15 protein-coding genes are annotated in these 20,473 nt (G+C 75.1%); 5 read left to right on the forward strand and 10 right to left on the reverse strand.

Features of this window, described 5'->3' with window-relative positions; translation table 11 throughout:
• Positions 1-85: 85 nt before the first annotated feature.
• On the forward strand, positions 86-991 hold the full coding sequence (locus HCC30_RS09635; protein WP_169442004.1) for a class I SAM-dependent methyltransferase: 906 nt from the start codon (positions 86-88) through the stop codon (positions 989-991).
• Between the two features lie 27 nt (positions 992-1,018).
• Here HCC30_RS09635 and HCC30_RS09640 read toward each other — a convergent pair whose 3' ends face one another.
• The 5 genes from HCC30_RS09640 to HCC30_RS09660 all read right to left on the reverse strand — a co-directional run bounded on the left by HCC30_RS09640 (position 1,019) and on the right by HCC30_RS09660 (position 7,737).
• Complete coding sequence (locus tag HCC30_RS09640; protein ID WP_169442005.1) at positions 1,019-1,846, reverse strand: transporter substrate-binding domain-containing protein; 828 nt, start codon at positions 1,844-1,846, stop codon at positions 1,019-1,021.
• A gap of 112 nt (positions 1,847-1,958) precedes the next feature.
• On the reverse strand, positions 1,959-2,624 hold the full coding sequence (locus HCC30_RS09645) for a uridine kinase (RefSeq protein WP_169442006.1): 666 nt from the start codon (positions 2,622-2,624) through the stop codon (positions 1,959-1,961).
• 20 nt (positions 2,625-2,644) lie between these two features.
• Entirely contained in the window at positions 2,645-4,210 is a 1,566-nt protein-coding gene (locus tag HCC30_RS09650; RefSeq protein ID WP_169442007.1) for a hypothetical protein, read from the reverse strand.
• 140 nt (positions 4,211-4,350) lie between these two features.
• On the reverse strand, positions 4,351-7,218 hold the full coding sequence (locus HCC30_RS09655) for a DEAD/DEAH box helicase (RefSeq protein WP_169442008.1): 2,868 nt from the start codon (positions 7,216-7,218) through the stop codon (positions 4,351-4,353).
• 153 nt (positions 7,219-7,371) lie between these two features.
• Positions 7,372-7,737 (reverse strand): hypothetical protein, encoded by a 366-nt coding sequence (locus HCC30_RS09660; protein ID WP_169442009.1) that lies wholly within the window; start codon positions 7,735-7,737, stop codon positions 7,372-7,374.
• Between the two features lie 238 nt (positions 7,738-7,975).
• On the opposite strand from HCC30_RS09660, the gene HCC30_RS09665 reads away from it, so the two are divergent.
• Positions 7,976-9,667: a translation initiation factor 2 gene (locus HCC30_RS09665; protein ID WP_169442010.1), complete on the forward strand. Its 1,692-nt coding sequence runs from the start codon at positions 7,976-7,978 to the stop codon at positions 9,665-9,667.
• A 25-nt stretch (positions 9,668-9,692) separates the two neighbouring features.
• Here the strand turns inward: HCC30_RS09665 and HCC30_RS09670 are convergent, their stop codons facing one another.
• Positions 9,693-11,855, reverse strand: a complete 2,163-nt coding sequence (locus HCC30_RS09670) for an NB-ARC domain-containing protein (protein ID WP_346776561.1) — start codon at positions 11,853-11,855, stop codon at positions 9,693-9,695.
• Between the two features lie 71 nt (positions 11,856-11,926).
• Here HCC30_RS09670 and HCC30_RS09675 point away from each other — a divergent pair, with 71 nt between their 5' ends.
• Entirely contained in the window at positions 11,927-12,508 is a 582-nt protein-coding gene (locus HCC30_RS09675) for a hypothetical protein (protein WP_169442011.1), read from the forward strand.
• A gap of 27 nt (positions 12,509-12,535) precedes the next feature.
• Here HCC30_RS09675 and HCC30_RS09680 read toward each other — a convergent pair whose 3' ends face one another.
• The 4 genes from HCC30_RS09680 to rpsA form a co-directional block, all read right to left on the reverse strand.
• On the reverse strand, positions 12,536-12,901 hold the full coding sequence (locus HCC30_RS09680) for a tetratricopeptide repeat protein (protein WP_169442012.1): 366 nt from the start codon (positions 12,899-12,901) through the stop codon (positions 12,536-12,538).
• Between the two features lie 247 nt (positions 12,902-13,148).
• The gene (gene coaE, locus HCC30_RS09685) at positions 13,149-13,754 is read right to left on the reverse strand and encodes a dephospho-CoA kinase (RefSeq protein ID WP_169442013.1); all 606 of its coding nucleotides are present in this window, start codon (positions 13,752-13,754) and stop codon (positions 13,149-13,151) included.
• Between the two features lie 89 nt (positions 13,755-13,843).
• The gene (locus HCC30_RS09690; protein WP_206323634.1) at positions 13,844-14,806 is read right to left on the reverse strand and encodes a PAC2 family protein; all 963 of its coding nucleotides are present in this window, start codon (positions 14,804-14,806) and stop codon (positions 13,844-13,846) included.
• A 252-nt stretch (positions 14,807-15,058) separates the two neighbouring features.
• Positions 15,059-16,585, reverse strand: coding sequence for a 30S ribosomal protein S1 (gene rpsA, locus HCC30_RS09695; protein WP_169442015.1), 1,527 nt, complete (start codon positions 16,583-16,585; stop codon positions 15,059-15,061).
• Positions 16,586-17,013: 428 nt separating this feature from the next.
• Here rpsA and HCC30_RS09700 point away from each other — a divergent pair, with 428 nt between their 5' ends.
• The gene (locus HCC30_RS09700) at positions 17,014-17,895 is read left to right on the forward strand and encodes a class I SAM-dependent methyltransferase (RefSeq protein ID WP_169442016.1); all 882 of its coding nucleotides are present in this window, start codon (positions 17,014-17,016) and stop codon (positions 17,893-17,895) included.
• A gap of 5 nt (positions 17,896-17,900) precedes the next feature.
• Positions 17,901-20,459: an ATP-dependent helicase HrpB gene (hrpB, locus tag HCC30_RS09705; protein WP_346776562.1), complete on the forward strand. Its 2,559-nt coding sequence runs from the start codon at positions 17,901-17,903 to the stop codon at positions 20,457-20,459.
• The last annotated feature ends 14 nt before the right edge of the window (positions 20,460-20,473 follow it).

Raw genomic sequence — 20,473 nt, forward strand, 5'->3', positions numbered from 1 at the left:
CGCCGTACCGCCGCACCCCGTACAGAGAGAACACGGACGAGGCACACGGACCGACGACCGACCGAGACCGAGGGAAGGCACCGCCATGCCACAGAGCCGGCCGGACACCCGGCGCTCCCCGCACGCCGAGCGCACCCCCGACGACCGCACGCCCGACCGCCGCACCGAGCCGGTTCCGGGCCCCGTCCCGCGGGCCGAGGGCCCGTCGCGGAAGGCCCCCTCGGTCCGCAACCGTTCCGCGCTCACCCACCGGGTCCGCTACGCGCTGCGGCACCCCGGGCGGGTCCTCCCCCACCTGCGCCGGCTCGTCCGGGACTGGAAGCTGCGGCGGGCCACCGGCGGCGACCACGTCGCGTACTACCGCGCCGTGATGCGCTCGGACACGGCGCGGAACCCCAACGCGGCGGTGGGCACGCCCAGCGAGGAACGCTGGAACGCGCTGGGCGAGATGCAGTTCACCTACCTGCGCTCGCACGGGCTGCTGCCGTCCCACCGGCTGCTGGAGATCGGCTGCGGCAACCTGCGCGCCGGGCGGCACTTCATCGACCACCTCGACACGGGCCACTACTACGGCATCGACATCTCCCCCGACATCCTCCTCGCGGCGCAGCGGACGCTGACCGAACACGCGCTCCAGGCGAAGCTGCCGCACCTCACCCTCGTCGGCGACCTCCGCCTCGCGCACCTCCCGGACCACGCCTTCGACGTCGTCCACGCGCACAGCGTCTTCTCGCACTCGCCGCTGCACGTGATCGACGAGTGCTTCCGGCACGTCGCCCGCGTCATGGCGCCCGGCGGCTTCTTCGACTTCACCTACAACCGGACCGACGGGCCCGAACACCACGTCCTGCACGAGGACTTCTACTACCGGCCGTCGACGCTGATCCGGCTCGCCGAGTCCCGGGGGCTCTCCGCGCGGCTCATGGACGACTGGGACGCGCTGCCGCACAAGCAGTCCAAGATCCGCATCACGGTCCCGGAGTCCTCCTGAGCACGCCCGCCCCCGGGCGGTGCGTGGCTACTTCATCCACTCGTCCTCGTACCGCTCGTACGTCCCGTCGTGGGTGGCCAGGTGGACGAACCGGTCGACGTACTCCCGGAATTCGGCGTCCCCGCGCGGCACCGCGTACGCCTTCTCGGCGAAGGTGAACGGCTTCTCCGGGTGGACGGAGCACAGTTCGGGGTGGAGTTTCGCCTGGTAGAGCGTCTCACTGGCGTCCGTCATCATGACGTCGGCGCGGCCGGCGACGATCTCCTCGAAGATCGTGGTGTTCTCCGGGTGCTCCTTGATGGTGGCCCGCCGGATGTGGGCGCGGGCGAACTCCTCGTTGGTACCGCCCGGGTTGACGACGACGGTCGTGCCGGGACGGTCGATCTGCCGCAGCGTGCGGTACCTGTCCTCGTCCTCGCAGCGGACGATCGGCGTCTTCCCGTCCTCCCTGGTCGGCTCGCTGAAGGCGACCTCGCGGGCGCGCTCCAGCGTGACGGACACCCCGCCGACGGCGAGGTCGCAGCGGCCGCCGGCCAGATCGCCGGTGAGGTTCTTCCACGTGGTCGCCACGAAGGACGCCTTCGCGTCGAGGCTCTCGGCGAGGTCGCGCGCCATGTCGACGTCGATGCCCCGGTACGCGCCGGTGTCCTTCTCCAGGTGGGTGAACGGGCGGTAGTCACCGGTCGTGCAGACCCGCAGCACGCCGCGCTCGGGCACCGAATCCAGCAACGAGCCGGCGAACGGCCCCTTACCCGCCACCACTTCGGCCCCGGCGGACCCCTCCGGGGCCGACGGCGCGGCACCGGTGACGACCAGCAGACAGGCGAGGACGGACAGCGTCGCGGCACGCTTCATGACAGCTCCTCCATGCGGCTGTACGTGATCACAGGACACGGAACACGAGACCGCACAGATTCCCAGAACGCACGGACCGGGAGAAGACGTTGGTCAGGCTTCGGAGGGGGGCTCATGGCTGCGGGCGCCAACTCCCCTCCCCCTGACCGAAGTTCCACGCCGGATGGTGGGGATTGTCGGTGCGGATGGTGATGTCGGCCGTGGATTCGGGGGTGGTTTCGGTGGTGTAGCGGGTGTAGGCGGGGAGGGTCCAGTGGTCGGTGGGGGCGGTGCGGCGGGCGAGGGCGGCCGGGGTGAGGCGGAGGTGGACGGTCAGGTCGAAGGGGAACCAGTGGCCCAGCAGGAACGGTCCGTGCAGCAGGAGGACGCCGCCGGGTTCGAGCGGTACGCGGGGGCTGCGGGTGGCCCGGTCGGTGACCGGGTCCCACAGGTCCGGCAGGACGGTGCCGCTGCCGCCCGGGTCCAGCGGGTTGAAGACCTCGCGCCACAGGGCGCTCGTGTCCTGCCAGCCGTCGTAGTAGGCGTCCGCGTCCTGCTTGCCGAACTCGTACCGCAGCGAGGCGGGGCGCAGGAATCCTCGCGTCCCGACGGTGACGGAGGGGCGGCCGCGCAACCGGAGTTCCTCCGCGAGCCGCCCGGCCAGCACGTCCGGACCCGCGGCCGGCGCGCCGTCGAGGGCGACGCGCACGCGCGTGCCCCCGTCCGCGGTCCCGGTACCCGCGATGCGCTCGGCGAGCGCGGGGACGAGGCGTTCCCAGGTGACAGGTTCCCAGCTCATCACCCCCATGATGCCGCCCGTCAGGCGGGGCGGGCGGCCGTCACCGGGTCGGGCTGGGACGGGCCCTCGGGCCACCAGGGGTCGTCGGCCGCGGGGTCGGTGTGCGGGGCGTCGGGCGGGGTGGCGCGGCGGTACGGGTACCAGTGGCCGTCGCGGCCGTAGCGGAGCTGGAGGCCGGCCTCCTCGGAGGTGAGGCGGTTGTGCCGGATGGTGACGCGCAGTCCCTCGCGGGCCAGCGCGGCCCGCGCGCGGTCGAAGTCACCGGCGGGCGGGTCCCACGGGGTCTCCAGGACGTCGAGCCCGGCTGCGCCGCCCTGTCGCCAGGCCGCCGCGGCGCGCGCGAGTCCGAGCGGGGTGTGCCCGGTGGCGCGGGCGAGGGCGGCGGCGGCCGGGGAGAAGGTGCGGCGCGCGCCCAGTTCGGGGTGGGTGGCGGCCAGCCGGACGGCGTCGTGCCACGGGTCGGAGGGTCCGAACAGGGGCCCGGCGGGCGGGTGTTGGGCGCCGTCGTCCGAGGCGGCGAGGCAGGCGTGGGCGCGGCGGGTGGCGTCGGTGGCGAGGAAGGTGAGCGCGTCGGCGTCCGGCAGGTCGTCGGGGTCTCCGTGCGGGTCCGGTGAGTCCTCGGCGTGGTGGGGGGCGAACCGGTCGGCGTGTCCCGCGTGTTGGGCGTGCTCGGGGAACACGGGCGGCGCGCCCGGGGTGCTCGGCAGCGGCAGCGGCGCCGGGAGCGGCGGCCGGACGCGCGTCGCGAGCGCCGCGCGCGCCAGCGGCCCCGCGTCCGTCCCCGGGGCACCGACGGCGGGAGCGTAGGTGACGGGGGCTACGGAGACGGTGGGCGCGGCGGGACCGGCGTCCGGGACCGTACGCGCGCCCCCCGGTTCCGCCCCTCGCGCAACGGGCTCGGCGAGGAAGGAGTCCACGCGCGGCGCACGTTCCCGCTTCGCGGCCGAACTCCCGTCGTCCGCCGGAGAGTTCGCCACGGACAGCTCCGAAGAGGGGCTCCCCGCCGCTGAACCGTCGGCCGCACGCGAAACGGCTCGGGCGACGTGGCGGGCGTTGCGGCGGGCGAGGTCGGTGAGGAGTTCGTCCTGGCCCCGGCCGCGTACCAGGAGGAGCAGGTACGGGTCGGTGCCGACGTACCGGGCGGCGCCGCACCACAGGGCCACGGCGTGTTCGCAGAGCCACACCGGGTCGGTGCAGGAGCACTCGGCGGTGATGTCGCGCGGTTCGGGCGGGAGCAGCGGCACGCCGACCGCCTCGGCGGTGCGGGCGAGTTCGGGCGGTACGTCCTTGTCGAGCAGCGCGGCGATCAGGGCCGGTTCCTCGGTCGCGGCCTCCAGCAGGACGTCCCACTCGTCCTCCGTCAGCACCGGGACGCGGACGGTGGCGAGGTGCGGGCGCGGACGGGTGCGCGAGCCGTGCACGGCGGCGGTGACGCGGCCCGCGGTGACGGTGATCCGGTCGACGTGGCCGTCGCGCAGGAGGTCCCGCCCGCGGGTGACCCGGTCCGCGACGGGGCCGGTCGTCCGCAGCCCCGCCAGCCCGTCCAGCCAGGTCCTGGCCCAGGGGCTCACGGGCGCGTCCGGCACCCGCGCGCCGCCCTCGGAGTCGGGGGAGGGCGGCGGAAGGGTACGCGTACGGTCGGCACGCGCCTCCGGACGCCCCGCACCGGCCCGGAACGCGCCCGAACGCCCGCCACGCCGGCGCCCGCCGGCGCCTCCGGCCCCCCTCACCCCTCCCCCCGGCGCAGCGAGACGAGGTCGGCGAGCTCCGCGTCGCCGAGTTCGGAGAGGGCCGCGGTGCCGTCGGTGCCGAGGACGGCGTCGGCCAAGGCGCGCTTGGAGTGCAGGAGTTCGGCGACGCGTTCCTCGACGGTGCCCTCCGTGAGCAGCCGGTGCACCTGGACGGGTCGGGTCTGGCCGATGCGGTGGGCCCGGTCGGTGGCCTGGTCCTCGACGGCGGGGTTCCACCAGCGGTCGAAGTGGACGACGTGGGAGGCGCGGGTCAGGTTCAGCCCCGTCCCGGCCGCCTTCAGCGACAGCAGGAACACCGGGACCTCGCCGTCCTGGAAGCGCCGCACGAGTTCCTCCCGCCGGGCGACGGGCGTGCCGCCGTGCAGGAGCTGCGCGGGGACGCCGCGTACGGCCAGGTGGCGTTCGAGGAGCCGGGCCATGGTCACGTACTGGGTGAAGACGAGCACCGAGCCGTTCTCGGCGAGGACGGTGCCGAGGAGTTCGTCGAGGAGTTCGAGCTTGCCCGAGCGTGCCGTGGTGCCGGGTGCGGTCTCCTTCAGGTACTGCGCCGGGTGGTTGCAGATCTGCTTCAGCGCGGTGAGCAGCTTCATCACCAGCCCGCGCCGCGCCATCCCCTCCGACTCCTCGATCTGCGCCAGCGTCTCGCGGACGACGGCCTCGTACAGCGCCGCCTGTTCCCGGCCGAGCGGGACGACGTGGTCGGTCTCGGTCTTGGCCGGGAGTTCGGGGGCGATGCCCGGGTCGGTCTTCCTGCGGCGCAGCAGGAACGGGCGGACGAGCCGGGCCAGCCGCTCGGTCGCCTCGTCGCTCGCCTCCTCGCTGGGAACGGTGGCGCCGAAGCCGCTCTCGACCGCGCGGGCGTGCCGGGCGCGGAAGGTGGTGAGGGGGCCGAGGAGCCCCGGCGTCGTCCAGTCGAGGAGGGCCCACAGTTCGGAGAGGTTGTTCTCGACGGGGGTGCCGGTGAGGGCGACGCGGGCCGGGGACCGCAGACCGCGCAGGGCCCGCGCGGTGGAGGAGTGCGGGTTCTTGGCGTGCTGCGCCTCGTCGGCGACGACGAGCCCCCACTCCACCGCGGCGAGCCGCTCCGCGTTCCCGCGCAGGGTGCCGTAGGTGGTGAGCACGAAGCCGCCGGAGTCCGGTGCGCCGAGGCTGCGCGCGCTGCCGTGGTAGCGGTGCACGGGAACGCCGGGCGCGAAGCGGTGGATCTCGCGCTCCCAGTTGCCCAGCAGCGAGGCCGGGCAGACCACGAGCGTCGGCTCCGTCCTGGCGCGGCGCAGGTGCAGCGCGATGAGGGTGACGGTCTTGCCCAGCCCCATGTCGTCGGCGAGGCAGCCGCCGAGGCCGAGCGAGGTCATCACGTCCAGCCAGGCGAGCCCGCGCAGTTGGTAGTCGCGCAGCGTCGCGCGCAGCCCGGGCGGCTGCGGCACGGCCGTGAGCTCGCCGGTGAGGCGGGTGCGGAGCGCGGCCAGTTCGCCGACGGGGACGACGTCGGTCTCCTCGCCGTCCACCTCGGCGGTGCCGGTGAGCACGGTGGCGAGCGCGCCTGCGGGGTCGAGCAGCCCGAGCTCCCGCTTGCGTGCCTTGCGCACCAGGTCCGGGTCGACGAGCACCCACTGTCCGCGCAGCCGTACGACGGGCCGGTGCGACTCGGCCAGGGTGTCCATCTCCGCCTCGGTCAGCGTCTCGTCGCCGAGCGCCAACTGCCAGCGGAACTGGAGCAGTTCGGCCGAGTCGAAGAAGCCGAAGCCGTCCGCCGACGAGCCGGGCGCGAGCCGGACGACGGCGGTGGCGGACAGTTCGCGAGCCAGCGACCTGGGCCAGTGCAGGGCCACGCCCGCCTCGGCCAGCCGGGGCGCGACGGGCCCGAGCAGGTCGTACAGCTCCTCGTCGCTGAGCGGCAGCACGTCCGGGCAGGGCCGCTCCAGCAGCCGCGCCAGCGGCGGCCACACCCGGGCGGCGCGGCGGACGGCGCGCAGCGTGTCCGTACGGGCCCGCGGCCCGAACCCGCTCTCCCCCGCCCACAGTTGCGCGGCGTCGGCCACGAGTACGGGGTCGGCGACGCTGTGCACCTGGACGACGGCGGCGGTGCCGCGGACACCGGCGTCCTCCTCGGGCGGGGCCTCGTCCTCCGGGTCGAAGAGCGCGTACCCCTCCAGGTCGAGACGGAGCGAGAGGTGCACGCCCTCGTCCCGTCCGGCCGCGACCTCGGCGGCCCACTCGCGTGCCCGGGGCAGCGGGTGCGGGGCCTGGCCGGCGAAGGCGGGTCCGGCGGCGTGCGGTGCCGCCGCCGTGCGGGGCAGCGCGTCGGCGACGGCGTCGAGGAAAGCCCGGACCAGCGCCTCCGGAGCGGCGAGCCGCAACGGCCTGCCGCCCGGCAGCGGTACGGCGTGCGCCTCCGGCGGCATGGCCGCGGCGACAGCCCGCAGGTGCGTCACGTCGTCGGCCTCCAGCGGCCCCGCGCGCCACACGTCGCGGTCCTCGCCGTCCAGCCCGGGCAGCAGGCGGCCGCGCGCGATCAGGTGCAGGGCCAGGGCGGCCGCCGCTCCCCAGCAGGCGGCGGCCGGGTGCGCCGCCGGGTCGTGCCGGGCCCGCACCAGCGCCTCGACGGCGTCCCGGACGGGCAGGAACAGGGCGGGGACGGTGCGCCGCCGCACGCCCGCGCCGTGCTCCCGTACGACGGTCAGCCGGCCGGGGCCCGTCTCCGGGGCACCGGCCGGGAGCTCGGGGAGGGGCTCGCCCGTGGGGCTCCAGAAGGCCATCCGGCCCTGCCGCGCGGGGGCGGCAGGGAGGAAGACGGCCGCGTACCGCGCGAGCGCGCCGTCCGCGCCGGGCCGCTGCCCCATCGCCCTGCCACTTCCTCACGCCACGCACCGGGCGCCGCCTCGTGCACACGCCGATCCCCGATGATACCGGCGCCGCACCCAACTCCCCGGAGTTTTCCGGCGGATCACATCACAGCGGACATGAAGGGCAAACACCCTCAAACCGGATGCGGCTCAGAGGTTGACGTCCCCGTGCACGTCTCCCGTCTGCACGAGCCGGCCGATCCTGGCGCTGCCCGCCACCGTGTTGTGGACCTGCCGCAGGTTCACCTGGAGGGCCACCTCGTGCTCCTCGGCCCAGCCGCACAGTTCCGCCGCGAACGCCTCGTCCTCGCGGGCGCGCTCCGCGATCCGCCCCGTGAAGACCCGCACCTCCGCCTGGTCCGACGGGTCCGGTTCGAACTCCGCCGCCACGTCGTCACCCCGCCCGGCGGCGCGGCGGCCCAGGGCGACGAGGCCCTGCCAGGCGCTCTGACCGGCGGCGGTGACCGCACCGGCCGAGGCCGCGGAGGCCAGCGTGAGGGCGTATTCGACATCCATGACCAGCAGCCTAGGGCGACGAGTACGATCGCCGCCACGGCTCAGGACCCCACCGGACACACCACCGGCAGCACCCCGTCCGACCCCAACTCCCGCCGCCAGGCAGCCACTTGAACATGCGGACTTGATAGAATGAACGATCACACAGCGGCCAGCGGCCAGCGGCCAGCGGCCAGCGGCCAGCGGCCAGCGGCCAGCGGCCAGCGGCCAGCGGCCGGTCCGGGCGGGGACGGCGCGGGTGCTGTTCGCCGTCCGGACAGCGACGGCGCTGCACCGGCTGCTCGACGTCCTCCCCGCGCTCTCCGGTGACGAGCGGCTCCGCCCCGTCTTCACCCTCGTCCCCGGCTCCGCCTTCGACGCGGGCGCGCTCGTCGCCATCGAGCGGGCCGGAGCCCGCAGCATCCCCTGGGACGAGGCCGTCGAGCAGCCCTTCGACCTGATCGTCGCCGCCAGCCCGAACGGCCGACTGCACTGTCTCAAGGGCCCGTTGGCGCTGCTCCCGCACGGCGCCGGGTTCAACAAACGCGCGGCCGGGGGCGGCCCGGACGCGGCCACCGGGCTCAGCCGTGCCCAGGTGCTGCGCGCGGACCGGCCGCTCGCCGCGTTCCACGGCCTCGCCCACCCCGAGCAACTGGCCCGCCTCGCCACCGAGTCCGCGCAGGCCGCCGCACGCGCGGCCGTCGTCGGCGACCCGACCCTCGACCGGCTCCTCGAATCGGCCGCCGCCCGCGCCCGCCACCGCGCGGCCCTCGGCACCGGCACACGGCGCCTCGTCGTCCTCACCTCCACCTGGGGCGAGCAGTCGCTCCTGGCCCGGCACCCGCGGCTCCCCCACCACCTGGCCACGCACCTGCCCTACGACGCCTTCCAGGTGGCGCTCGTGCTGCACCCCAACGAGCACAACGCGCCCGACCCGTTCACCCTCCGCACCCGCCTCGGGCCCGCCCTCGACGCGGGCCTGATCCTGGCCGAGCCGTACGAGGAGTGGGGCGCGGTCCTGGTCGCCGCCGACTGTGTGATCAGCGACCACGGCTCGACCGCCCTGTACGCGGCGGCCCTCGACCGCCCGGTGCTCGCCGCCCACCACACCGGCCACGACAGCGAACTCCTGCCCGGCAGCCCCATGGCCGCACTCCTCGCGCACGCACCCCGCCTCCGCCTCGGCCCCGACGCACCGCCCTGCGCCGACCAGCTCACCCGCGCCCTCGCCGCCCACCGCCCGGGCGCCGTACGGGAGTTGGCGGCGCACGCGTTCGCCGAACGCGGCCGCGCGCTCGACCTGCTCCGGCACCGCCTCTACGGGCTCCTCGGCCTCACCCCGCCCCCGACACCGCCCGAGCCACGCCCCCTCCCGCTGCCCGCCCCCGGCCGGCCGCTCACCGCCTGCACGGTCGGCGTCACGACGGCACCGGACGGTGACCTGCACGTCGAGCGCCGCCCCGTCACCGGCCCGCCGGGCGGGCACCTCGCCGTCGAGGAGGGCCTCGCCGGGACGCGGCTCACCCAGTCCGCCGGGCTCCTCCTCCGGCGGGCCCGCGCCGGCACCACCGGCCGCACGGGCGGGCCGGAGACCGCACCGCCGGAGACCGCCGCCGAGTGGAGCGCCCGCGTCCTCGCCGCCTACCCGGCCTGCCGCACCGCGGGCGCCGTCCTCGCCCGCGACCACTGCGTCCTCCGCCTGCGCGACGCCCCGGCCGGGGACGCCCCGCACCCGACGGGCCTGCTCTCCGTCCGGATCACACCGCCGCATCCGACGCCGGAGGCCCCCGGCCGGTACCCCGACCCCGCCGCCGTCCTCAGCGCCGTCCACACCTGGCTGCTCCGGAACCCGCCCGGAACGGGCAGCCGCATCCGCTGCGTCGTCGCGGACGTCCCCGTCCTCGCCGAACTCGCCCCCGCCACCCGCCAGGAAGCCACGACGGAACTCTGAACGCACCCGGCGAGGACGCCGGACGTCACTCCCCTTCGCCGGCCCGGCGGACGATTCCCGCACGCTCCTCGTACGCCCGCACCACCGCGCGGTGCCGCTCGGCCGTGGCGGTGTCGCCCGAGGACTCGGCCAGCCCCGCGAGCGCGCGGCGCACCTCGGCCTCCTCGAAGGAGGCGCCGCGCCGCAACGCGCTCTCCAGCGCCAGTTCGTACAGCCGCGCCGCGCGGTTGGCCGAACCCTGGCGCTCCCGCACCCGGCCCAGCTCGAAGGCCGTCCGGGCGGTCATCCGGTCGCGGTCCTGCTCGGCCGCCATCGCGTGCGCCGTCTCCAACAGCCCGGCGGCCTCCTCCAGTTTGCCGAGCGCCGCCGTGGCCCGGCCCAGCAGATGCGTCTGGAGCAGGACGCCGTAGGGGTTGCCGATCTCCTCGTGGATCTCCCGCGAGGCGCGGAAGCTGTCCGCGGCGCGGGCCCACTTCTTCCGCGCGGCCCAGTAGTTACCGCTGAACTCCAGCGTGGAGGCACGGAGTTTACGCAGCTCGGGCCGGGGTTCCCCGGCTCCCTCCAGCAGCAGCGCGGAGGCGTGCAGCGCCGGTTCCAGGGTCTTGTCCGCGTCCTCCAGATCCCCCAGCTCCCACAGGACGCGGGCCAGCTGGCAGCGCATCCGCACCTGCGCGGGCAGATCGCCCGCGCGGCCGGCCGCCGCCAGCCCCGTCCCGAAGCTGTCGAAGGACTCGCCGAAGTGCCGGTGGTCGACGAACTGCAGCCACAGCGGCTCGCACAACGCCCAGGCGTCCTCGTCCTCCCCCGCCTCGTACGCCAGCCGGACGCAGCCGTGCAGCGCGTGCCGTTCCGCTTCCAGCCAGCGCCCGGCCTCACCGCCCCCGGCGAACTCCAGGTCCGGCGCGTACGGCAGGGGCGGTACGGGTTCCGCGAAGCGCATCCGCTTCTGCTGCTGGGCCCGGTCGGCCCGTTCGGCCTGCCGCCGGTACCAGCGCACCAGGCGGCGGGTGGCCTCGCCCGTCTCGGCCTCGCCGCCGTCCGGCAGCGCGCGGCGGCAGCGGCGGGCGTGGGAACGCAGCAGGTCCGGCATCCGCAGCAGATCGGCGCCGTCCGACGCGGCGTCCTCCAGCAGGCCCGCGTCCTCCAGCTCGTCCAGGGCGTCCGCCGCGCGGTCCTCGCCCGCGCCGAGCAGCGCGGCGGCCGCGGCGGGCGAGACGTGCGGGCCCGGCACGACGGGCAGCAGCCGGTAGAGCAGCGCGGCATCGGCACTCAGCTCGCGGTACGCCGTGTTCCACACCGCTTCCACCACGGGCAGCCCCTCCCGGTCCAGTTCGCTACGGAGTTCGGCCAGCAGCCGCTCGAAACGGCGCCGTCTGTGCTGTCGCATCCGGCTGCCCGCGACGCGCAGGGCCTCCGGCAAACCCTCGCACAGCTCGGCCACTTCAGCGTAGGAATCGTCGTCAACACCCCGGCGCGCGTCCTTCACGATGCCGCGCAGCAGCTCCACCGCGTGCCGGGTGCTCAGCGGGCCGAGCGGCAGTTCCTCGTCGCACTCCAGCTCCGCCAGCCGCTGATGACTGATGACGAGGACGACGCTGCCGGCCGAGGCGGGCAGCAACGGGGTGATCTCGTCCGCGTACCGCACGTTGTCCAGCACCAGCACCAGCCGCTTCCCGGCCGTCAACTGCCGGAACTGGGACGCGCGTTCGGCCAGCCCGGGGCGGACCCACCCGGCCTCCACCCCCAGCGCCTCCAGCAGCCCGTGCAGCACCTCCCCGACGTCGACCGCGCCGTCCGTCTCCCGGCGCAGGGCGCCGAGATCCGCGTACAGCGAGCCGTCCGGGCACAGCGCGTGCGCCTCGTGCCCGAGCCGGACGCCGAGGGTGCTCTTCCCCATCCCGCCGACGCCGGTCAGCGCGACGACCAGCGGACGCACCGGCCCGCCGGCCTCCGCCACGGCACCGTCCGCCTGCTCGGCGCGGGCCGCCAACGCCCGCCGGACCCGCTCCCGTTCGGGCCCGCGGTTGACGAACAGCCCCGTCTCGGCGGGCAGCAGATGCCCCGCCGGCGGGTGCGCGCAGGCGCTCTGCACATAGGTGTTGTGGTGGAAGTTCTCGATGGTGCCCGCCTGCAGGACGGTCTCCGCCCGGGCGTTCCCGCCCATGCTGTTGTGCGTCTCGTCGCCCACACACCAACTCTAGGCGCGCCCACCGACATTGAGCCACACACCCGGCCCCCGCCACCGGGTACACAGGTGCCATGCACGACACCTCCCCGCTGCCCCTGCTGTTCCTGGACGTCGACGGCCCGCTCAACCCCTTCGCCGGCCCCCGCCTCGGCCGCCTCCGCCTCGGCCCGCGCGGCTACACCCGGTACCGCTTCCGCCCTCCGGGCCTGGTCGCGCGGCACGCCACGCTCCCGCCCGGACGCGTCCCCGAACTGCGCGTCCGGCTCCGCCCCGCGCACGGCCCCCAGCTGGCCGCGCTGCCCTTCACCCTCGTCTGGGCGACGGCCTGGGCGGAGGACGCGAACGCCTGCGTCGGCCCCGTCCTCGGCCTGCCCTCGCTGCCGGTCGTCGCCTGGCCCGAGCGGATCGAGCCCGAGATCGACGGGCTGCACTGGAAGACCCGGTCACTGGTCGCGCACGCCGCCGGCCGCCCCTTCGCCTGGGTGGACGACGGCATCACGCGCAGGGAACGCCGCTTCATCGCCGCCCACCACCCCGGCCCCGCGCTGCCGTACCACGTCGACCCGCGCCACGGCCTGCGCGACCACGACTTCGCCACCCTGGCCACCTGGGCCCGCACCCACACACCTCCGCCCCGGCCACCGCGCGGCTGACGCGGCGACCGGGGCGGAAGGAGCGGCTCACTCCGTGTCGAACCCCGCGGCCTCGACGAAGTCGGGGCGCGGATCGAGCGCGGCGGCGAGCCGGAAGTGCCGCCGCGCCTCCTCGGGCCGGCTCGCGCGCTGGAGCGTACGGGCCAGCGCGAAGTGCGCGAACGCGTTGTCCGGCTCCCGCTCCAGCACCCAGCCGAACTCCTCCTCGGCCGGACGCAGTTGCGCGCCCAGGAAGTAGGCACGGGCGCGCAGCAGCCGCGCCGCGGTGTTCTCCGGGTGCTCGGCGATCACGCCGTCGAGGAGCTTCACCGCTCCCCTCGGGTCGCGTGCCTCCAGCAGATGCTCCGCCGCACGGAAGCTGATGACATGGGTCGCGGGTGTGGTCTCGGGCACGGGTTCTGCCTCCTCACCGCGGTGCCGTGGGGCCCGGCTCGCGCCGGGCCGCAGGGCCGCCGGGCTCTGTTGCCGCTACGGCCTCGTTCGTCGCCGTGCGCGGCCCGGTCGCCGCGCACGGTACTGACATGAGTCCTGCCGTGGACGCCGCCATCGGCGCCACGGCCCGGACAACGCACCGCTCTCCCCCGCTATTCCCCGCCGCGCCCGCCCGCACCCGTCCCGCCTGCGGACGCCACGACGGCCGTCAGCCCTGCTCGGCCAGCCGCCCGCGCAGCAGCTCCCACAGCTTCCGGACCTGCGGCTCCAGCAGTTCCAGCGGCCCGTCGTTGTCGATCACGGTGTCGGCCAGGGCACGCCGCTCCTCGCGGGTCGCCTGCGCCGCCATCCGCGCGCGGGCCTCCGCCTCGTCCATGCCGCGCAGCCGCACGAGCCGGTCGAGCTGCGTCTCGGGGGTGGCGTCGACGACCACGACGTGGTCGTAGAGCGGGGCCAGACCGTTCTCCGCGAGCAGCGGCACGTCGTGCACCACGACGGCCCCCTCGCCCGCGGCCTCCTCCAGCTCGGCGGAGCGCGCGCCGACGAGCGGGTGCACGATCGCGTTCAGCGCGGCGAGCCGGTCGGTGTCGGCGAAGACGAGCGCCCCGAGCTTCGGCCGGTCGAGCGTGCCGTCCGGGGCGAGGATCTCCTCCCCGAACTCCGCGACCACGGCGGCCAGTCCGGGCGTCCCCGGGGCCACGACCTCACGCGCGATCCTGTCCGCGTCGACGATCACCGCGCCGTACGCCCCGAGCAGGCCGGAGACCTCACTCTTGCCCGCGCCGATTCCACCCGTCAGTCCGACCTTCAACATGCGGACACGCTATACGGTCACCCCCGGCCCCCAGGCCCCAGGTCACCCGCAGCGGGGAACTCCTGTACGCACGCGCCCGTACGGGCCCGTCAGCCGCCGAGACCCGGCGACGACCCGCCGGGCCCTTCCCCGCCCTCGCCCTCCCGCTCGGCGAGGAACCGCTCGAACACGGCCCCGAGCTCCTCCGCCGAGGGCAGCTCGGCCGACTCGGCGACGAGGCTGCCGCGGGTCTCCGCACCGGCCAGCGCGTCGTACTGCTGCTCCAGCCCGCGCACCACGGACGTCAGCTCCTCGTCGCCCTCGGCGAGTTGACGTTCGATCTCGTTCTGCGTCTTCAGCGCCTCACCGCGCAGCGCGTGCGCCACGTCCGGCAGCACCAGCCCCGTCGCCGAGGTGATGGCCTCCGTGACGACGAGCGCCGCGTCCGGATACGTCGAACGCGAGATGTAGTGCGGCACGTGCGCGACGACACCGAGCACATCGTGCCCCGACTCCGCGAGCCGCAGCTCGGTGAGCCCCGCCGCGCTGCCCGGCACCTGCGCCTCGTCGAACATCACGCTGTGCCCGGGCACCAGATCCGTGCGGTTGCCGTGCGGGGTGAGCCCGACGGGACGGGTGTGCGGCACGCCCATGGGCATGCCGTGGAAGTTCACCGCGAGCCGCACCCCGACGCGTTCGACGATCTCCCGCACGGCGGTCACGAACCGCTCCCACTCGACGTCCGGTTCGGGCCCGGACAGCAGCAGGAACGGCGCGTCCGTGGCGTCCCGCACCAGGCGGAGTTCGAGGCGGGGCTGCTCGTAGGCGACCCAGGCGTCCCGCCGGAAGGTCATCAGCGGGCGGCGCGCGCGGTAGTCGATGAGCCGGTCCACGTCGAACCTGGCGACGGTGACGTGCGGCTGGTGCTCCAGGATGCGGCCCACGATCTGCTCGCCGGTGTCCCCGGCGTCCATGAAGCCCTCGAGGTGGTACAGCATCACCAGCCCGGCACCGTCCGGGTCGTCGATCACCGCGTCCACGGCGTCGAGTCCGGCCCTGTCCCAGGTGTACATGCTCTGCGCGCTCTGTGGTTCCAGCACTGCTGCCGCCCCTCCTGATCGCTTACCCCGTGGTCAACACCCGCAGCGCCACGTGCATTCCGCACCGGCCCCGACGTGCTTCTCCGTACTTCCCCGGCCCGGGTACGACGAAGGCCCCCGGAACCCTTACGGATTCCGGGGGCCTTCGTGATGTCGCCTGCCGTGGCGGACTCATCCGCTCACGACGGCCGCCGGACGATCACCCGGCGGCCGGGAGGCGGAGCGTCAGCTCTGGCCGCCCGCGAGCTTCTCGCGGAGGGCCGCCAGGGCCTCGTCCGAGGCGAGCGCACCGGCGTCATCGGCCGACTCCGAGGAGTACGAACCGCCGCCGCCGTTGCCACCCTGCTGGCCACCGCCCTGCTGCTGCTGACCCTGGCCGCCGGTGGCGGCACCCTCGGCAGCGGCCTGCTCGTCGGCCTCGCGGGACTTGATGACCTGCGCCTGGTGCTGCTCGAAGCGGGCCTGCGCCTCGGCGTACTGGCGCTCCCACTCCTCGCGCTGCTTCTCGTACCCCTCCAGCCAGTCGTTGGCCTCGGGGTCGAAGCCCTCGGGGTAGATGTAGTTGCCCTGGTCGTCGTACGAGGCGGCCATGCCGTACAGCGTCGGGTCGAAGTCGACGGCCGTCGGGTCGGCACCGAAGGCCTCGTTGGCCTGCTTCAGCGAGAGGCTGATGCGGCGACGCTCGAGGTCGATGTCGATGACCTTGACGAAGATCTCGTCGTTGACCTGGACGACCTGCTCCGGGATCTCCACGTGGCGCTCGGCCAGCTCGGAGATGTGGACCAGGCCCTCGATGCCCTCGTCGACGCGGACGAACGCACCGAACGGAACCAGCTTGGTGACCTTGCCGGGAACGACCTGGCCGATCTGGTGCGTCCGGGCGAACTGCTGCCACGGGTCTTCCTGGGTCGCCTTGAGCGACAGGGAGACGCGCTCGCGGTCCATGTCGACGTCCAGGACCTCGACCGTGACCTCCTGGCCGACCTCGACGACCTCGGAGGGGTGGTCGATGTGCTTCCAGGACAGCTCGGAGACGTGCACGAGTCCGTCCACGCCACCCAGGTCCACGAAGGCACCGAAGTTGACGATGGAGGAGACGACGCCGGAGCGCACCTGGCCCTTCTGGAGGGTGGTGAGGAAGGTCTGACGGACCTCGCTCTGGGTCTGCTCCAGCCAGGCGCGGCGGGACAGAACCACGTTGTTGCGGTTCTTGTCGAGCTCGATGATCTTCGCCTCGAGCTCCTTGCCGACGTACGGCTGCAGGTCGCGGACGCGGCGCATCTCGACGAGGGAGGCCGGCAGGAAGCCACGGAGGCCGATGTCGAGGATGAGACCACCCTTGACGACCTCGATGACGGTACCGGTGACGATGCCGTCCTCTTCCTTGATCTTCTCGATGGTGCCCCAGGCACGCTCGTACTGGGCGCGCTTCTTCGAGAGGATCAGGCGGCCTTCCTTGTCCTCCTTCTGAAGGACGAGGGCCTCAATCTCGTCACCGACGGCGACGACCTCGTTGGGGTCGACGTCGTGCTTGATCGACAGCTCTCGGGAAGGGATGACACCTTCGGTCTTGTAACCGATGTCGAGCAGGACCTCGTCCCGGTCGACCTTCACGATGACGCCGTCGACGATGTCGCCGTCGTTGAAGTACTTGATCGTCTCGTCGATCGCGGCGAGGAAGGCTTCCTCGGAACCGATGTCGTTAACCGCAACCTGCGGAGTGGTGGCGGTGGTCTCGGTGCTGCTCGTCATGTGGTGAAAGGTCTCCGGTACGGACATGAAGTCGTAGGTACTGCTGCGCCGAGAGCCCTTTTCGCACCACTGCAAGTCAGCCGGAGACGGCCCAGAAAGCCACAAACCCGAGGGGACAAACAACAGTTGCGAGCGCGGCCTGCTCTGTCTGAAGCCCGCAAGCCCGCAGCGCAACTTGTAGCATACGGGGGCTGCTGGGCATGGTCAATGCACGAAAGAGCACACCTGGGATCGAACGTCCCATACCCGGCACAACCCGCTGCGTCACACACGCCGGGAGGCGGCACCGCGAGGGGTCGCGGAGCACAAAAGCCGAGGCCGAAGAGGGTACGGCAGCCCGCCGCCCGGAACGGCGCGCGGCCCCGGATTCCGTGACGGGCGGGCGTACGGCAGCGCACCGCCCCGACACGTCCGGCAGGTACACAGCAATGACAGCAGAACAGGCGGCCACCGGCCCCGGCTCGGCCCCGTCCTCCGTTTCCTCCGTCCCCGGCGGCGAGAGCGAGCCGGAGGCCGTGCGGCGGCGGGCCGGCGGGGCCGAGAGCAGCCGGGCGAACCGCGGCTGGTGGGACCGGAACGCCGACGAGTACCAGAGCGAGCACGGCGCGTTCCTCGGGGACGCGCGCTTCGTCTGGTGCCCCGAGGGCCTCGACGAGGAGGAGGCGCGGCTGCTCGGCCCCGCGTCCGCGCTGGCCGCGCGTGACGTGCTGGAGATCGGCGCGGGTGCGGCGCAGTGCTCGCGCTGGCTGGCCGAGCAGGGGGCGCGGCCGGTCGCCGTCGACCTCTCGCACCGGCAGCTCCAGCACGCGCTGCGGATCGGCGACGGGCGCGGCGGGGATCTCACGTTTCCGCTGGTGGAGGCGGACGCGCGGCTGCTGCCGTTCGCGGACGGCTCCTTCGACCTGGCCTGTTCCGCCTACGGCGCGCTGCCCTTCGTCGCGGACCCGGTGCGGGTGATGAGCGAGGTGCGGCGGGTGCTGCGGCCCGGCGGGCGCTGGGTGTTCTCCGTGACGCACCCCTTCCGCTGGGCCCTGCCCGACGAGCCGGGGCCCGAGGGGCTGACCGTCTCCGCCTCGTACTTCGACCGCACCCCGTACGTGGAGCAGGACGAGTCGGGGGCGGCGGTGTACGTGGAGCACCACCGCACGGTGGGTGACCGGGTGCGGGACGTGGTGGCCTCCGGGTTCCGGCTGCTGGACCTGGTCGAGCCGGAGTGGCCCGACCACAACCGGCAGGAGTGGGGCGGCTGGTCGCCGCTGCGGGGGAAGCTGATCCCCGGCACCGCCGTCTTCGTGTGCGAACGGGACTGAGGCGGGTGCCGGACTCCGCCTCCCGGGACGCGCTCGCCGCGCTGCCCGTCGCCGCCGCGCTGCCCGCGCTGCGTACGGCGCTCGACGAGCGGGGCACGGCCGTGCTGCACGCGCCGCCCGGTACGGGAAAGACGACGCTCGTCCCGCTCGCGCTGGCCGGGCTGCTGGACGACGGGGCCGCGCCCGCGCGGGTGCTGGTGGCCGAGCCGCGGCGGATGGCGGCCAGGTCGGCGGCGGAGCGGATGGCGTGGCTGCTCGGTGAACGGGCCGGGGAGCGCGTCGGGTTCACGGTGCGGGGTGAGCGGCGGGTGGGGCCGCGTACCCGGGTCGAGGTGGTCACCACCGGGGTGCTGCTGCAACGGTTGCAGCGGGACCAGGAGCTGCCCGGCACCGACGTGGTGCTGATGGACGAGTGCCACGAGCGGCACCTGGACGCGGACACCGCGCTCGCCTTCCTCACCGACGTCCTCGCCACGCTCCGTCCCGACCTGCGGCTGCTGGCCGCCTCGGCGACGCAGGACAGCGCCGCCTGGGCGCGGCTGCTGGGCGGCCACGACGGGGCGGGCCCCGCGCCGGTGGTGCGGGGCGGCGGGGAGGCGTACCCGGTGGCGGTGCGGCACGTGCCGCCGCCGCGCGCGGTGCGGCCGCCGCACGGGATGCGGGTCGATCCGGCGCTGCTGCGGCACGTCGCGGCGACGGTGCGGCAGGCGCTGGACGAGACCGGGGACAGGGACGTGCTGTGCTTCCTGCCCGGGACCGGGGAGATCGCGCGGGTGGCGGGGCTGCTCGACGGCGCTCCGGCGGAGGTGCTCCAGCTGCACGGCAGGGCGCCGGCGCGGGTGCAGGACGCGGTGCTGCGCGGGAATCCGGGGCCCGGGCGGCGGGTGATCCTGGCGACGTCGGTCGCCGAGTCGAGCCTGACGGTGCCGGGCGTGCGGACCGTCGTGGACGCGGGGCTCGCGCGGGAGCCGCGCCGGGATCACGCGCGGGGGCTGGGCTCGCTGACGACGGTGCGGGTGTCGGCCGCCGCGGCCGGGCAGCGGCAGGGGCGGGCGGGGCGCGAGGCGCCCGGCACGGTCTACCGGTGCTGGGCGGAGGCCGAGGACGTGTCGCGGCCGCGCTGGCCGTCGCCGGAGATCACCGTCGCGGACCTGACGTCCTTCGCGCTCCAGGCCGCCTGCTGGGGCGATCCGGACGCGGCGGACCTGGCCCTGCTGGACGCGCCGCCGCGGGGCGCGCTGGCCGCGGCGCGGGAGACGCTGCTCGCGGTCGGCGCGGTGGACGCGTCGGGGCGTCCGACGGCGCGCGGTACGCGGATGGCGCGGATGGGTGTGCACCCGCGCCTGGCCCGCGCGCTGCTGGACGGTGCCGAGCGGGTGGGCGCGGAGCGGGCGGCCGAGGTCGTGGCGCTGCTGAGCGACGAGCCGCCGCGGGAGTACGGGGACGACGCGGTCGAGGCGCTGCGCGCTGCCCGTCGCGGGCGGGACGCGTACGGGGCGCGCTGGCGCACCGAGGTGCGCCGGCTGCGCCGCGCCGTACCGGACGGGACGCCTGCTTCCGGCGGGGACGGCGCTGAGGACGCGCAGGCCGTCGGGACGGTGCTGGCGCTCGCGTACCCGGAGCGGATCGGGCGGGTCCGGGAGGAGGGCGCGTACCTGATGGTGTCCGGGACGCGGGCCGGGCTCGGTTCCGGTTCGGGGCTGCGGGGTGCGCCCTGGCTGGCCGTCGCGGTCGCGGACCGGCCCGCGGGCTCGGCCTCGGCCCGGATCCGGCTGGCCGCGGCCGTCGACGACGAGACCGCGCGGGGCGCCGCCGGTGCGCTGCACGGGGTGCACGAGGAGGTGCGCTGGGACGCGGAGCGCGGCGACGTCGTGGCCCGGGAGGTGGAGACCCTCGGCGCCGTCGAGCTGTCCGGGCGGCGGGTCGCCGATCCGGAGCCGGAGGCGCTGCGCGCGGCCCTGCTCGACGGGCTGCGGCGCGAGGGGCTCGCGCAGCTGAAGTGGCCGGAGTCCGCCGTCTCCCTGCGCCGGCGGCTGGCCTTCCTGCACCGCGAACTGGGCGCGCCCTGGCCCGAGGTGTCCGACGAGGCGCTGCTGGCGCGGGCCGGTGACGGCTGGCTCGACCGGGTGCGTACCCGCGCCGACTTGGGCCGCGTCGAGGCGGGCCAGATCCTGGGCGGGCTGCTGCCGTGGGCGAGCGGGGAGGCGGCGCGGCTCGACGAACTCGCGCCGGAGCGGATCGAGGTGCCCTCCGGCTCGCGGATCCGGGTCGAGTACGGGGACGGTCAGCCGGTGCTCGCGGTGAAGCTCCAGGAGCTCTTCGGCTGGGCCGAGACCCCGCGGATCGCCGGTGGCCGGGTGCCGCTGCTCGTCCATCTGCTCTCCCCCGCCGGGCGTCCGGCGGCGGTGACGGCGGATCTGGCCTCGTTCTGGCGGGACGGCTACCGGTCGGTGCGCGCCGAGCTGCGGGGCCGCTACCCCAAGCACCCCTGGCCCGAGGACCCGGCGACGGCCGAACCGACCCGCCGCACCACCGCGGGCGCGGCCCGCGCGCGGCGCGACTGAGGCGCGGGCCCGCC

The sequence above is a fragment of the Streptomyces sp. HNM0574 genome, assembly GCF_012726235.1.
Taxonomy (GTDB): Bacteria; Actinomycetota; Actinomycetes; order Streptomycetales; family Streptomycetaceae; genus Streptomyces.